The 13,997-nt window shown below is 44.5% G+C and carries 8 protein-coding genes; 7 read left to right on the forward strand and 1 reads right to left on the reverse strand.

What is annotated here, in order from left to right; genetic code table 11:
* Positions 1 to 2: 2 nt before the first annotated feature.
* The 6 genes from ABIN22_RS21660 (at position 3) to ABIN22_RS21685 (ending at position 12,144) form a co-directional block, all read left to right on the forward strand.
* On the forward strand, positions 3 to 1,787 hold the full coding sequence (locus ABIN22_RS21660) for an ABC transporter ATP-binding protein (protein ID WP_346911157.1): 1,785 nt from the start codon (positions 3 to 5) through the stop codon (positions 1,785 to 1,787).
* Positions 1,788 to 3,545, forward strand: coding sequence for an ABC transporter ATP-binding protein (locus ABIN22_RS21665; protein WP_346911159.1), 1,758 nt, complete (start codon positions 1,788 to 1,790; stop codon positions 3,543 to 3,545).
* Between the two features lie 90 nt (positions 3,546 to 3,635).
* Positions 3,636 to 4,262, forward strand: a complete 627-nt coding sequence (locus ABIN22_RS21670; RefSeq protein ID WP_346911161.1) for a TetR/AcrR family transcriptional regulator — start codon at positions 3,636 to 3,638, stop codon at positions 4,260 to 4,262.
* A gap of 95 nt (positions 4,263 to 4,357) precedes the next feature.
* Positions 4,358 to 6,100, forward strand: a complete 1,743-nt coding sequence (locus tag ABIN22_RS21675; RefSeq protein WP_118618761.1) for an ABC transporter ATP-binding protein — start codon at positions 4,358 to 4,360, stop codon at positions 6,098 to 6,100.
* On the forward strand, positions 6,097 to 7,833 hold the full coding sequence (locus tag ABIN22_RS21680) for an ABC transporter ATP-binding protein (RefSeq protein ID WP_346911164.1): 1,737 nt from the start codon (positions 6,097 to 6,099) through the stop codon (positions 7,831 to 7,833). The genes ABIN22_RS21675 and ABIN22_RS21680 overlap by 4 nt, the downstream gene beginning before the upstream one ends.
* 471 nt (positions 7,834 to 8,304) lie before the next feature.
* Positions 8,305 to 12,144 (forward strand): bifunctional diguanylate cyclase/phosphodiesterase, encoded by a 3,840-nt coding sequence (locus ABIN22_RS21685; RefSeq protein ID WP_346911166.1) that lies wholly within the window; start codon positions 8,305 to 8,307, stop codon positions 12,142 to 12,144.
* 110 nt (positions 12,145 to 12,254) lie between these two features.
* Here the strand turns inward: ABIN22_RS21685 and ABIN22_RS21690 are convergent, their stop codons facing one another.
* On the reverse strand, positions 12,255 to 13,571 hold the full coding sequence (locus ABIN22_RS21690) for an MBG domain-containing protein (RefSeq protein WP_346911168.1): 1,317 nt from the start codon (positions 13,569 to 13,571) through the stop codon (positions 12,255 to 12,257).
* On the opposite strand from ABIN22_RS21690, the gene ABIN22_RS21695 reads away from it, so the two are divergent.
* Positions 13,570 to 13,997 (forward strand): hypothetical protein (locus ABIN22_RS21695; protein WP_346911170.1); only part of this gene is annotated, 428 nt, incomplete at its 3' end. The genes ABIN22_RS21690 and ABIN22_RS21695 overlap by 2 nt on opposite strands.

The following is a 13,997-nucleotide window of genomic DNA, read 5'->3' on the forward strand; positions in this document are numbered from 1 at the left end:
TTATGTTCAAAAAAGTATTTGAGTATGCGGGACCGCATAAAAAAGAAATGTACAGAGCAACCTTCGTTATGCTGCTAAGCGTTTTGATGGGGATTTTACCATTTGTATCAGCCTATGAGATAATCACGTCGCTGGTCATGGGAGAATCCATTGAGGGTACATATATTTTACCGAGGGTATGTGGTGTGTTGGCCTGCCTTGTATTACAGGCGGTCTTATATGGTGTAGGGCTGAACATATCGCACAGAGCGGCTTATAGTACGCTATTACGTCTGCGAATTGCACTGCAGAAGCGTTTTGAGAGAATGCCTCTTGGATTTATCCAAGATAAGGGAACCGGTACAGTAAAGAAATTATTTGTAGATGATGTAGACAGCCTGGAAGTATTATTGGCTCATTCTTTGCCAGAGGGAATTGCCAATCTTATGATTCCACTGGCTATCTACATGGCAATGTTTTTTGTGGACTGGAAGCTGGCTTTAATGTCACTTGTATCCATACCATTCAGTTTTATAGCTATGATGATCATGTACTCTGTTGGCATGAAAAAAATGGGACCGTATTATATGGCGGGACAGAGGATGAATAATACTATTATAGAATATATAAATGGTATGGAAGTCGTAAAGGTGTTTAATAAAGATGCAGAATCCTATGAGCGGTTTCAGAAGGATGTAGGAGATTATAGGGATTATACACTGGCTTGGTATAAAGCAGCATGGCCCTGGATGGCAATTTATAGCAGTCTCTTGCCGTGTACGATTATCCTCACACTTCCGTTGGGAGCGTGGTGTGTTCTCTGTGGCTGGTCTTCACTTCCAGATTTGATTCTTGTATTGTGTTTATCATTGAGCATTGGTATGCCATTATTAAAATCCATGGGATTTTTACCGACCATGCCGCAGTTAAACTGTAAGATATCGGCGTTGGAACAGGTTCTTGATAGCGCACCACTACAGCAGACAGAGGATGATTTTGTTGGAGGGGATCATACAATTTCATATAGAAATGTTACCTTTGGATATTCTCAGAGTAAGCCAGGTCTGGATGGACAGCCAATTGAAACAGTAAATAATGTAATTAATAATGTGAGTTTTATTGCAAAGGCAGGACAAAAGGTGGCATTGGTCGGGGAATCTGGATCTGGAAAAAGTACGCTGGCAAAGCTTTTGATTCATTATTATGATCCGCAGCAGGGCAGCATATCGATTGGCGGTCAGAAGATCTCGGAAATGAGTTTGGAGGCCCTGAATAATCAGATATCCTATGTGGCTCAGGATCAATATTTATTTAATGCCTCGCTTTTGGAAAATATTAGAATGGGACGTTTAGACGCAACGGACGAAGAGGTTATGGAAGCCGCGAGGAAAGCGCAATGTTCAGAGTTTTTAGAAAAATTGCCCAATGGTATTCATTCTATGGCCGGAGATGCCGGAAAAATGTTATCTGGAGGACAACGTCAAAGAATTGCGCTTGCACGCGCTATCTTAAAAAATGCGCCAATTGTCGTGTTGGATGAAGCAACTGCCTATGCAGATCCGGAGAATGAAGAGAAGATGGAAACGGCTATCGCAGAACTGGTAAAAGGCAAAACACTTTTGGTTATTGCCCATAAACTTCCTGCGATAATGAATGCAGACCAAATCTGCGTCATGGCACAGGGTTCGTTGGTAGCAACGGGAACTCATGAAGAATTGTTAAAGAGCTGTAAGGAATATCAGAAATTATGGCATGCAGTTTTAGATAGTGAAGAGTGGAAGATCAATACGTCAAAGGAGGGGAGATAAATGTTCACATTATTCTCAAGAATTTTAAAACTTTCCGGACAATATAAAGGCCGAATACAGGCAGCCTTAGTATGCGCCTTTTTGGAATCTATTCTTTCCAAAATGCCGATTTTTTTTGCATTTGTTGTTTTGACTGGGTTTTATCAAAAAACATTGACAGGTAAGCAATGCCTCTATGTGGGATTTGGTTTGGCAGGTGCCGTGGCCGTTCAGATGTTGGTCCACTTTTTAAGTGACCGTTTACAAAGTGCTGCCGGATTTATGATGTTTGCAGACAAAAGAATGGAACTGGGAGCACATCTTGGAAAAATGCCGATGGGATATTTCACGGAAGGTAACATTGGAAAAGTCAGTTCTGTTTTGAGTACAGATATGGTATTTATTGAAGAAGTATCAATGAGCACCTTGGCGAATATGCTGAGTTATGTCCTTTCTACATTTGTGCTGCTTGTGTTTATGTTCGTGCTTGACGGGCGCTTAGGTCTGGCAGCGGTGGCTGTTACGATGATTGCTACTTTAGTAGCACATAATATGAACAATCAAGTTTCGTTAAATGAGGCAGTAAAAAGACAGGACCAAAGCGAACATTTGACAGATGCGGTACTATCTTTTGCAGAAGGTATTAGCGTAATTAAGAGCTACAATCTGCTTGGAAAAAAATCAGAAGAGCTGGCAGATAATTTTAGACGCTCCAGAGATACCTCTACTGCGTTTGAAGCAAAGATGACGCCATGGACAAGTGGCTTAAATGTTATTTATGGGATAGGAATCACTGCTATTTTCGCATTGTCCATTCTGCTACAACTGAATGGAAGTTTATCCCTGCCTTATTTATTAGGCGTACTGCTATTTGTATTTGACCTGTTTGGGCCTCTAAAGGCGCTGTATGGAGAAGCCTCCAGACTTACAGTAATGAACGCTGCTCTTGATCGGATTGAAACCGTTTTGTATGAAGAAAAATTGCCGGATGAGGGTAAAAAGCATATTCCCGCTCAGAGTGGCACGGATCAGCCAGAAATTGTTTTTGATAATGTAGCTTTTGCTTATACAGATAAGGAAGTTCTGCATGATATTAGCTTTACCATGAAGAAAAATACAATGACTGCATTAGTAGGTCCGTCTGGAGGGGGTAAGTCTACCATTGCAAATTTGCTCGCACGCCTATGGGATATAAAATCCGGAACGATAACCATTCGTGGGACAGATATTCGAGAGGTGCCTCTAGCTGAACTGATGGGACAGATCAGTGTGGTCTTCCAGAGAGTGTACCTTTTCCATGATACTATTTATAACAATATAAGTATGGGAAAACCAGACGCATCTGAGGAAGAGATTTATGAAGCAGCCAAGAAAGCAAGGTGTTATAATTTTATTATGGCATTGCCTGATGGATTCCAAACAGTTGTTGGCGAAGGCGGTTCTACACTATCAGGCGGGGAGAAGCAGCGTATCTCGATTGCCCGCTGTATCTTGAAGGATGCCCCCATTATAATTCTGGATGAAGCAACAGCAAGTGTGGATATCGACAATGAAAGCTATATTCAGGAGGCCATATCTGAACTTGTAAAGGGAAAGACGCTGCTGATAATTGCCCATCGTCTAAATACGATTCAACTTGCTGATCAGATTTTGGTGATTGTTGATGGTGAAATCAAACAGCGGGGAACAAACGAAGAACTTTTATCACAGGCGGGGATTTATCAAGATTTTGTGAATATACGTGAACGATCCGCAGGCTGGAATCTAACAATATATTAATTATGTACTTTTGAGTCTTGACAAATTATCTTTAAGCTGTTAAAATGATAACAGTGTTATGAAACGGTGTTATTGTTGGGAGGTGATTCTGTGGCAAAACAGATTGAAGGAGTTTATGAACGCCTGCTGGAATGTGCGAAACAGGAGTTTTTAGAAAAAGGCTATAAGGATGCATCCCTTCGGACGATTGCAGTAAATGCAGGTACCAGCACCAATTCCATCTATGTCCGTTTCCGGGATAAGGAGGGATTATTTGAAGCACTTGTGGAACCTGCGGTAACCGGGGTACTTCAGTTATTCAGTGAAATTCAGGAGACGTTTCACAGGTTCGAGCCGGAAGTGCAGAAGGAACGCGTCAATGAATACAGTTTTAGGGAAATGGACCATTTCTTAGATTATGTTTATGAGAATCTGGATGAATTCCGCCTGCTGCTGGATGCTTCCCACGGTACCAAATTCCAGAACTTTGTAGATGAACTGACCCAGATTGAAGTGGAGTATACCTATAAATACATGGAAGTGGCCGGGTATAAAGTCGCGGGAGACATGGAAGTGACTCAGGATTTTTTACATATAGTCACTACTGCATATTTTGAAGGCGTGTTCGAGGTTGTCCGGCACAGGATGAGCCGTGAGACTGCCGGCAAATATGTTTGTATGCTGGAAAAATACCATGCGGCAGGATTTGATACTTTTTTTGGCCAGGAGGATTCATAAAATTATTTGTTTGGCTGCAGATTCCATTTGATGGAACAGGCAGCCTAAAAATAAAATCATGAGTTAGTTAAAACTAACTAAAAGGAGGAAAAACTATGAAACAGCAAAGCCCTTTGCTCCGGATATGGGAGCTGGGAGAATCACAGCATGGAAGGCTTCTTAAGTCCATTGTGCTGGCAGTCATTGGCGTTTTGGGAGGCCTTGTGCCTTTCTTTGCAGCGGCGCAGGTCATCATTGCCTTGATACAGGGGGAAACACAAAGGGGAATCTACCTGTTTTGGTGTGCGTTGGCACTGGCAGGTTCTCTTGTGAAGACGTTTTTTTACAATGTGGCGCTGGCAGTGTCACATAAAGCTGCCTTTTCCATTTTAAAGGAAATCCGCCAAAAGATCCTTGCCAAGCTGCCCAGGATGCCCCTTGGAACCATTGTGGATACTTCCGGCGGCAGGATGAAACAGATCATCGTGGATCAGGTGGACAGTATGGAGACAACGCTTGCCCACCTTGTTCCGGAGATGACATCCAACCTGTTGGTCCCGGTCAGCATTATCATCTACCTGTTTGTTCTGGACTGGCGCATTGCGCTTCTGTCTCTGGTATCCATCCCGGTAGGGATGCTGTTTATGATGCTGGTCATGGGCGGTTATGGAAAGGATTATGAGGGTGCCGTTCAGACAACCAGGGAAATGAACGAGAGCATTGTGGAATATATCAGCGGCATTGAAGTCATCAAGGCATTCAACCAGGGGCAGAGATCCTACGGGAAATTTGCAGACCGGATAAAAGCTAATGCGGCTTATTATTATCACTGGATGAAAAAATGCCAGTTTAAAATGTCCCTTGCTTATGCCATTGCACCGGCCACGCTGGTCACTGTGCTCCCGGCAGGATGGCTCATGTACCGTGGCGGCAGTCTTCCTATGGAAACCTTCGTAATCGCCATTGTGCTGTCATTGTGCATTGTAGGCCCGCTGATCAAGGCCATGAGCTTTACGGACAGCCTGGCAAAAATCGGAACCATTACCGGCTCTGTTGACGAGATATTGAAAGGAGAAGAGCAGGAGCATGCCAAAGCACCCGCATCCATAGGGAAAATGGACATCGAACTCCGTCATGTATCCTTTGGCTATCATTCTGAGAAAGAGATCCTGCATGATATTAACCTGTCGATCCCGGCAGGTACAATGACAGCGCTTGTAGGCCCATCTGGAAGCGGGAAATCCACCATTGCCAAGCTGATCGGCGGCTTCTGGGATGTGGACAGTGGGAAGGTTCTGCTCGGGGGAACAGATGAGAAGGAAATTCCGCTTTGGCAGCTTTACGGGCAGATCGCCTTTGTATCCCAGGACAATTATCTGTTTAATGATACCATACGGGAAAATATCCGGATGGGCAGGACTTCCGCATCGGATGCAGAGGTTGAAAAGGCGGCAAAAGCCGCAGGCTGTGATACGTTCATCCTCGGACTGGAAAAGAAATATGACACAAAAGCAGGAGGCGGCGGCGCCCATCTTTCCGGTGGGGAACGGCAGCGGATTGCCATCGCAAGAGCGATGCTGAAAAACGCCCCTGTCATCATCCTGGATGAGGCCACGGCCTATATTGACCCCGAAAATGAGGCCGTGGTGCAGAATGCAGTGGCGAAGCTTATCCAGGGAAAGACCGTCATCGTAATTGCTCACCGGCTGTCTACGATTACAGATGTAGACCAGATCGTGGTGGTGAAGGATGGCCGGATCGATGCTGTGGGTACCCATGAAGAACTTAGGAAAGACAGTACGCTGTATGAAACCATGTGGAAGGCGCATATAGGGGGAAAGGATGGTGATGCAGCATGATAAATGCTTTAAAGAAGATCTGGCAGTTCGCCGGGAAAGAACGGAAAAACATCAATAAATCTGTTATAGTCTGCTTTTTGGAAGCAGTTTTCAAGATGTTCCAGATTGGGGCGATCTACTTTGTCCTTCTGGCACTGACAGGAGGGGAGGGCGGAACCGGCCCTGCATGGACGGCGGTTGCTCTGATGCTGGCCAGTATTCTGGGAAATGCAGTTACGCGGTATTTCTCACAGCTTCAGCAGACACATGCCGGATACTTTATGGTGTCAGATAAGCGTATCCAGATCGGCAGTCAGCTGAAAAGCGTGCCTATGGGTTATTTTAACGATAACAGCCTTGGGGAGATAACCGGAGTTACCACAACGGTCCTTGAAAATGTAGAGACCATTGCTCCTATGGTGCTGGTAGGGATGTTGGGCGGTTTCGTCAATTCACTGGTGTTCACGGTCATGGTCCTGGTTTTTGACTGGCGGATTGGTTTGATTGTTGTGGCGGGAACCGTGATATATCTGCTGATAACCTCTTTAATGGAAAGGAAATCCGCCCACATTGCACCGAAGCGCCAGAAGTCTGAGGCAGTATTGGTGGAGGCGGTTCTGGAGTATGTGCAGGGAATGAGCATCATTAAGTCCTTTAATCTGACTGGAAGGGGGGATAAGAAGGTACAGGATGCACTGGAATCCAACCGGAAAAGCAATCTGGATATGGAGCAGCTGTTCACACCCTATGTGATCGCCCAGGGACTGACACTGCAGATCTCCGGCATCGGCATGATACTGGGGGCAGTACAGCTGTTTTTATCTGGAAATATGCTCCTTGCCGATGCACTGATGGTGGTGATTATGTCCTTTCTGGTCTTTGCACAGATTGAAACAGCCGGTAGCGGGATGTCACTGCTAAGGCTGGTTAGCAGCTCCATAGAGCATGCCAACCAGATGGATGATATACCGCAGATGGATGTGAGAGGGAAGGAGATGGCCCCGGTCTCCCATGATATCGTCTTTGACCATGTCAGGTTCTCTTATGAAAAAAAGGAAATCCTGCATGATGTGTCCTTCACGGTCCCTGACAGGACAACGACTGCAGTTATAGGACTCAGTGGTTCAGGAAAGACCACACTCTGTAATCTGGCTGCACGGTTCTGGGATGTGGATGGCGGCTCGGTGAGGCTCGGAGGACATGATGTGCGCGACTATACATTGGAATCTCTGATGGACCAGATCAGCATAGTATTCCAGAATGTCTACCTGTTTGCAGATACCATTGAGAATAATATTAAATTCGGAAAACCAAAAGCCACGCATGCCCAGGTGGTGGTGGCTGCAAAACAGGCATGCTGCGATGACTTTATTGAGGCACTCCCGGATGGATACCATACGGTGATCGGTGAGGGCGGCGCTTCTTTATCCGGCGGGGAAAAACAAAGGATCTCCATAGCAAGAGCCATGCTGAAGGACGCGCCTGTGGTGATCCTTGATGAAGCTACGGCCAATGTGGACCCGGAGAATGAGGACCGGCTGCAGAAGGCTATCGAGGTACTCACAAGGGATAAGACCATCATCATGATCGCACACCGGTTAAAGACCGTGCGCAACGCAGACCAGATCCTGGTGGTGGATGATGGGCGGATCGTGCAGAGAGGAAACCACGAGGAGCTGATCAGGCAGAAAGGAATCTATGCGGACTTCGTGCTGGAGCGTAAAGAAGCAACCAGTTGGAAGCTGAATGCTTAAGAGATTATAACCAGATGATGGACAGATATAAAAAACAATAGATGTGAGGAAGCACTGTATAACATTAACAGAATAAATATACAGTGCTTCTTTTTTGCTTTTTACTCCGATATATAAATCGGAAAAAAGCGATAACTTCAAAACAAGCAACAGAATGGGGCAAAAGGAATAAAAAATTAAATGGGGGGTATCCATCTTGTTCTCTGGATGCTGATGTACACTTGCTCTATTAGAAATTACTGGTTTTATCCTTTCAAAAAAAGGGATTTTATTGTAAAATGATAACAGGTTTCCTGTCCATTTTTACAGGGAAGCATCTCTTGTTTTGTAAAAACGTTCCAGACAATGCCCTCGATATGCTTTATAATTGCTGTATTTCATAAAAGCATTTGAACTGGTATCCATGACGTATAAATAAAGGGTTAAAGCTGCTGAACGCAGATTGTGGAGTTAGGTGAAGGAGAGATTATTATGAATGATTTTGATGCGATTTTATCGGATGGACATATGGAACAGCTAAAAGATATAGTAGAAAATTTCCCTCTGGCCTGTTATTTTTTAAAAAAGGATAAGGAGCTTACAATCTTGTATGGAAATGCAGCTTTTTATTCGATGCTGCAGCAGAGCAGGGATGATGTCAGATATAAATATAAAAACTGTCTTTCATCCTTACTCTCTACAGAAAAGTTTTTCGAGGGATACCAGGAGGATATCCAGAGCAGGGAATTCCTTCATGATGCGGAAGTACATAATAGAAAGCGCCGTTTTTATACCCGGATGAAGCTGATCGAAGCAGATGGGATTTATTGCTGCATGTCATTGGATGTAAGTGATTTTGTACTTGGTAAAACAAAAAACGAGGATATGCTTCAGCTTCTGCACGTTTTATTTACACAGCTCCGGCAGGAAGCTTTTGTTGTAGACGTCAAAAACCAGATCGTCTATATGGCCAGCCAGAAAAAAATCCTTTCAGGCCTTCCTAAAGTGTTTACTTTTTCTGCATACTCTTCTGAGTATGCAAAAAGGGACCGGCCATTGAGCAAGACAGATGATGACAAACTGCAGCATGCATTTCATAAAACGCTGAAGCAGCATGTCCGTACCATAAACGAAGTGAGGCTGACCAGTGGGGAATGGGTCCGTTTCCAGTTCAGCTCCTATGAAAAAAAGAAGGACAAGGAGCCTGTTATCCTGGGGTTTATTGAAGACATATCCAAGGAAAAGCAGGAGTATTTAACCTATCTGAAGGAAACGCAGTTTTATCATATGCTGCTGTCAGAGAAGAAAGCATACGGACATTTTAATATAACACAGGACCAGTTTTATGGAATGGGCGGCATCTGGAACCTTTATAATGAACTGGTTGAGGAGATGACCTACACACAGCTGTATACACGTTTTATTTATAAGGTTGTACATCCGGATGACCGCAGGGGTTATATGGAGCTGATGGATCGCAATAACCTCAGGCAGTCTTATCAAAACGGCCTTACCAGATTAAAATATGAATTCCGCAGGATCATAGAACAGAATAAGATGATGTGGATGGAGATAGAAATCCTGCTGTTTAAGGAGCCGCTGCAGAATGAACTGATGGCGCTGATGTATCTGACGGATATTGACGAACGGAAGAAAAGCAGCTTTCAGCTGCGCTATGAGTCAGAATTTGATCAGCTGACGGATGTGTATAATAAAAAGAGTACAGAAACAAAAATTATTCAATGTCTCCGTGAACCGGCAGAACTGCGTGCCTTTCTGATCCTGGATCTTGATAATTTTAAAGAGATCAATGACAGCTATGGACATAAAGCCGGAGATGATACGCTGATACTGTTTGCAGATTATCTGAAGGCAGTCTTTCACGAACACTGTGTTGTAGGACGTTTCGGTGGTGATGAATTCATTGTCCTTATGGAACAGATCTCGTCCTATAAAGAGGTTGATGAAGCATTGATGGAGCTGTATCAGAAGATGCAGGAGGATAAAAGGTATGATATTAAATTCAGTGCCGGTATTTCCCTGATAAAAGGCAGCAGTGATTATGAAACTGTGTTTGAACAGGCTGATAAGACTCTGTATGAGGTGAAAAATTCACAGAAAGGTTTATATCAGTATTATAACAGGGAGGTAAAACCCAGGCTGGATCTAAAAGAACTGCAGTCCTTGACGGCAGCGGAATGTGCAGAGGCAGGATATGAAAATCTGGAACTTTTGGAAAAAAAGGATTTTGATACCTATCTGGGAGAATTTGGTGATATTGCCTATCTTGTTGATCCGGACAGCTATGCTCTTATTTTAGGAAACCAGGCATTTTATGACCGTGTCGGGCTTACAAAAAGCCAGTGCCGTCAAAAAAAGTGCTATGAGATCATGCATAGGAGGAAGAGCCCCTGTCCGTTTTGTGCAAAGGCAAACTGGTCAAAAGATAAATTCTATTTATGGAAGGATATGAATACCGCACTGGAGCAGGAATTTCTTATCAAAAATAAACTGATCACATGGAAGCAGCAGGTTGTTTTACTGGCGATCGCTGTTGATATTTCTAATGATAAGAGTATTGTGGATTCCATGGAAAGTAATGCAACAGAAAGCCATTTTCTGCTCAGTGGTATCCAGCATATGCAGGAAAGAGTGAGTTTTGATGAGGCGATGCAGAGTATTCTGGAAACGATCTGTCATTTTTTCAAAGCAGATCATGCAGGGATCTGGATGATGGATGAACAGAGCGGTCTTTATGCACTGAACAGCGAATGGTTTGTCGGGGAATCAGGGGACCAATGGACATTAGGCGAAGAGGAGGTGGCGGTGCTCAGCGGATGGCTGAGTGCGCAGAAGTGGAATAAGCCGGTGAAGCTGGAGAATCCGCAGGCAATGATCGGAGAGTCTTTCGACATGTACCAGCTGATGCAGGGGCACCATGTGGAAAATCAGCACTGGATCCATCTGGAAGAGCATGGGGAGGAGTACGGCTGTCTAGTCATAGATAATACCAATGCCAACTTTCAGAATGTTTCATTTCTGGAATCCCTGTCCGGTTTCATCGTCAATGAGATCAAACGGGACCGTCTGTTCCAGGCGACGCTTCATGCCAATCACTACGATCTGCTGACAGATGTACTGAACAGAAACAGTTATGAAAATAATCTGCCGCATTACCAGTCAGAAGCGGTACGCTCACTTGGTGTGATCGTTGCCAATATAGATAATCTGAAAAAGATCAATGAGGATCATGGCACTGTTACGGGAGATCAATATATCCGCCATCTGGCAAATCTGATGAAAATGGTCTTTGCTCAGACGGATATTTACCGTTTCAATGGTGACGAATTCCTGATCATTGCCGTTAATAGTGAAAAAGCCGTGCTGGAGGGCCAGGTTCAAGAGCTGCGGGAGAAAATCGAGAAAAATGAAAATTTCAGTGTGTCTCTGGGGTTTTCATGGGATAATGTGGAGCATGATCTGCCGGCATTGATCCATGCCGCAGATGATGTGATGAAGCTGAACAAAAAACGTCATTATGATGAAATACATGGGAGTGAGGATGCACAGCACCGCCAGCTGCTTAGAAATCTGGTCAGGCAGATCCAAAGAGGTGAGTATGTCATTTATCTGCAGCCCAAATACCATCTGGAAAACCACAAGGGGATCGGTGCGGAAGCTCTGATCCGTCAGCAGCACCCGGAATTCGGAATCCTGCCTCCATCTGAGTTTATACCAGTTTTGGAATCAAACGGGATCATCCGCTATATTGACCTTTTTGTCTTGGAAGAGGTATGCAAACTGCTGCAGAAGTGGGATCGGGATGATCTGGTCATATCTCTGAACTTTTCAAGGGTTACGCTGATGGAAGATGATCTTATCAGCAGCATGAAGAAGATCCTGGATAAGTATGATTACCCAAGGCAATGTCTTGAAATCGAGATGACGGAGAGTACCGTGGAACACTGTCCGGCCATGCTCTATAAGACGGTACAGGAGATCCGCAGCCTTGGTCTGCGCATATCCCTGGATGATTTCGGCATCCGCTATAGTAATCTGTCTGTACTGAATGATATCCATTTTGATACACTGAAGCTGGACAAGAGCCTGATCCAGACGCTGGTCAGCCAACAGCGGAGCCGTATTATCCTGCGAAATATCATACAAATGTGCAGGGACCTGGATATAGAAATGATCGCAGAAGGTGTGGAAACAAGCCGTCAGGAGGAAATCCTGAGATCACTTGACTGCCCGAACGGACAGGGGTATCTATTTGCCCGGCCGGTTCCTGTAAAAGATTTTGAAGCCGATTATATCCTGGACAGATCATAGTAGAATATTTGATGAGGAAGGGGATTTTATAGATATACATAGAATTATAAGAAATATTTCGGAGGCAGCTCTTAATGGGCTGCCTTTTTTAGACAGCCCATGACTTGTAATTATTCCTCTGTTTCTTCCTTGCGTTTCCTGCTTTTTAGGAGTGCGACCGTTCCAGCGGATAACGACATTATCATTGCCCATAGTCCGGTAGTCGTGGTGTCACCTGTTTGTACAGCACCGTTCTTATCATTTTTAGTGCTATTGGATGCTTTCTTCGTATCTGTGCTGCCAGACGGCTTTTTGTTCTCTACTGTATAAGTCCTTGTAACGGTTCCTTTATAATTGCCTTTAAATGTGATCGTGACAGTGACTTTGCTGCCGTCCTGCTTCTTACTAACATCATAGTCAGTGCCCTTTTTCAACTCCTTGTCACCGTCCTTGATGACAAGATTCTCTACATCTTTATCACTTTTCAAATCGGGTACGACAATCTGGCTGTTATTATCAATACTCTTTGGGGCAATCGTAAAGGCGAGGGTAGTTTCTAACCCTGTATAGTTGTCTGTGCCGGAAACTGCCGCTTTCACATACCAAGTGCCTGCGTCAGTCGGAACGGTATCTGTGTAGGTTCCATCCTCAGAATCACTGTAGGTAAAAATGACATTGCCGAACTTTGCCTTGGCAGTTGGAGATACTGCCTTTTCCCCATACGTCCAGCCCGTCATAGCAAGGCTCTCTGTCCAGCCGTTTGCTGCCTGCACCACAGTGACGGTAACATCAATATCAGGAACGGTTACATAATTTTCTGTATCTTTCGGTGTATAAGCCACCTTGAATGTATTTGTTCCTGCGCTGCCGACAGACTGTGTATCATCTGCCCATGCAAACCCCTCTGGGAGTGTGATATTCTTTAAAAATTGACCGTAAGCCGCCGTTAGGTTCGTTGGTGGAGTGTAAACAGGTGTGGCTTTTTCAATCGTAAATTCCTTATAATCAGATTCAGCGTCACTGTACAGGGCATTTTCCTCTAAGGCTGCCTTTACCCGGTATGTACCCGCATTGACGGGGGCGGAGCCTAGGTTTGTCCATGAACCGTCACCATTCTTCTTATCATAAGTAAACTTGACCTCGCCATCACTTCCGTAAATCGCACAGTTATCTCTTGTCAGGGTGATGGGTTTCCCCGTGTATGTCAGGTGTGGGTCATTGACGGCAATCGTGCTTTTTTCTTTTAAGTTTACGGTAACTGTTAATGTTTCATTTCCGGCTGTTGATTTACCGCAGTCATATTCATAGACCAGTGGAGTTCCCGCTACAACTCCGGTGACCGTTGAGCCTGATAAGGCAGGATCACCGCCGCTGATAATGGTAACTTTGCTGACATCCATGCCCTTGTCTAATTCCTTCAGGTCAAAAGTAGAGCCTGTAAACGTCATGTTATTGATAGTCGGATCTATTTTCGTAAGGCGGGATAGGCTTCCGTTGTCTCCGAGATTTAACCATGTCAACTTACAGTTGTCACAGTTTAAATTCCACAAGCCAGTACAACTGCTGATATCAAGGCTTGTTAAGCTGGTATCGGAACAGTTCAATATCCGCAAGCCAGTACACTTGCTGACATCAAGGCTTGTTAAGCTGGTATTGGAACAGTCCAATTACTGCAAGCCAGTACACCTGCTGACATTAAGGCTTGTTAAGCTGGTATTGGAACAGTGCAATTTCTGCAAGCCAGTACACCCGCTGACATTAAGGCTTGTTAAGCTGGTATTGTTGTTACAGAACAATTTCTGCAAGCCAGTACATCCGTTGACATTAAGGCTTGCTAAGCTGGTATTGGAACAGGACAATGTCTGCAAGCCAGT

It is taken from the genome of Faecalicatena orotica (genome assembly GCF_905197545.1).
Classification (GTDB): domain Bacteria; phylum Bacillota; class Clostridia; order Lachnospirales; family Lachnospiraceae; genus Faecalicatena_A; species Faecalicatena_A orotica.

Bases quoted from the DNA above. Each gene is read 5' to 3' on its own strand.
- ABIN22_RS21665 (WP_346911159.1), top strand. From the start codon at position 1,788: ATGTTCACATTATTCTCAAGAATTTTAAAACTTTCCGGACAATATAAA.
- ABIN22_RS21675 (WP_118618761.1), top strand. From the start codon at position 4,358: ATGAAACAGCAAAGCCCTTTGCTCCGGATATGGGAGCTGGGAGAATCA.
- ABIN22_RS21680 (WP_346911164.1), top strand. From the start codon at position 6,097: ATGATAAATGCTTTAAAGAAGATCTGGCAGTTCGCCGGGAAAGAACGG.
- ABIN22_RS21660 (WP_346911157.1), top strand. From the start codon at position 3: ATGTTCAAAAAAGTATTTGAGTATGCGGGACCGCATAAAAAAGAAATG.
- ABIN22_RS21685 (WP_346911166.1), top strand. From the start codon at position 8,305: ATGAATGATTTTGATGCGATTTTATCGGATGGACATATGGAACAGCTA.
- ABIN22_RS21690 (WP_346911168.1), bottom strand. From the start codon at position 13,571: ATGACGTTTACAGGCTCTACTTTTGACCTGAAGGAATTAGACAAGGGC.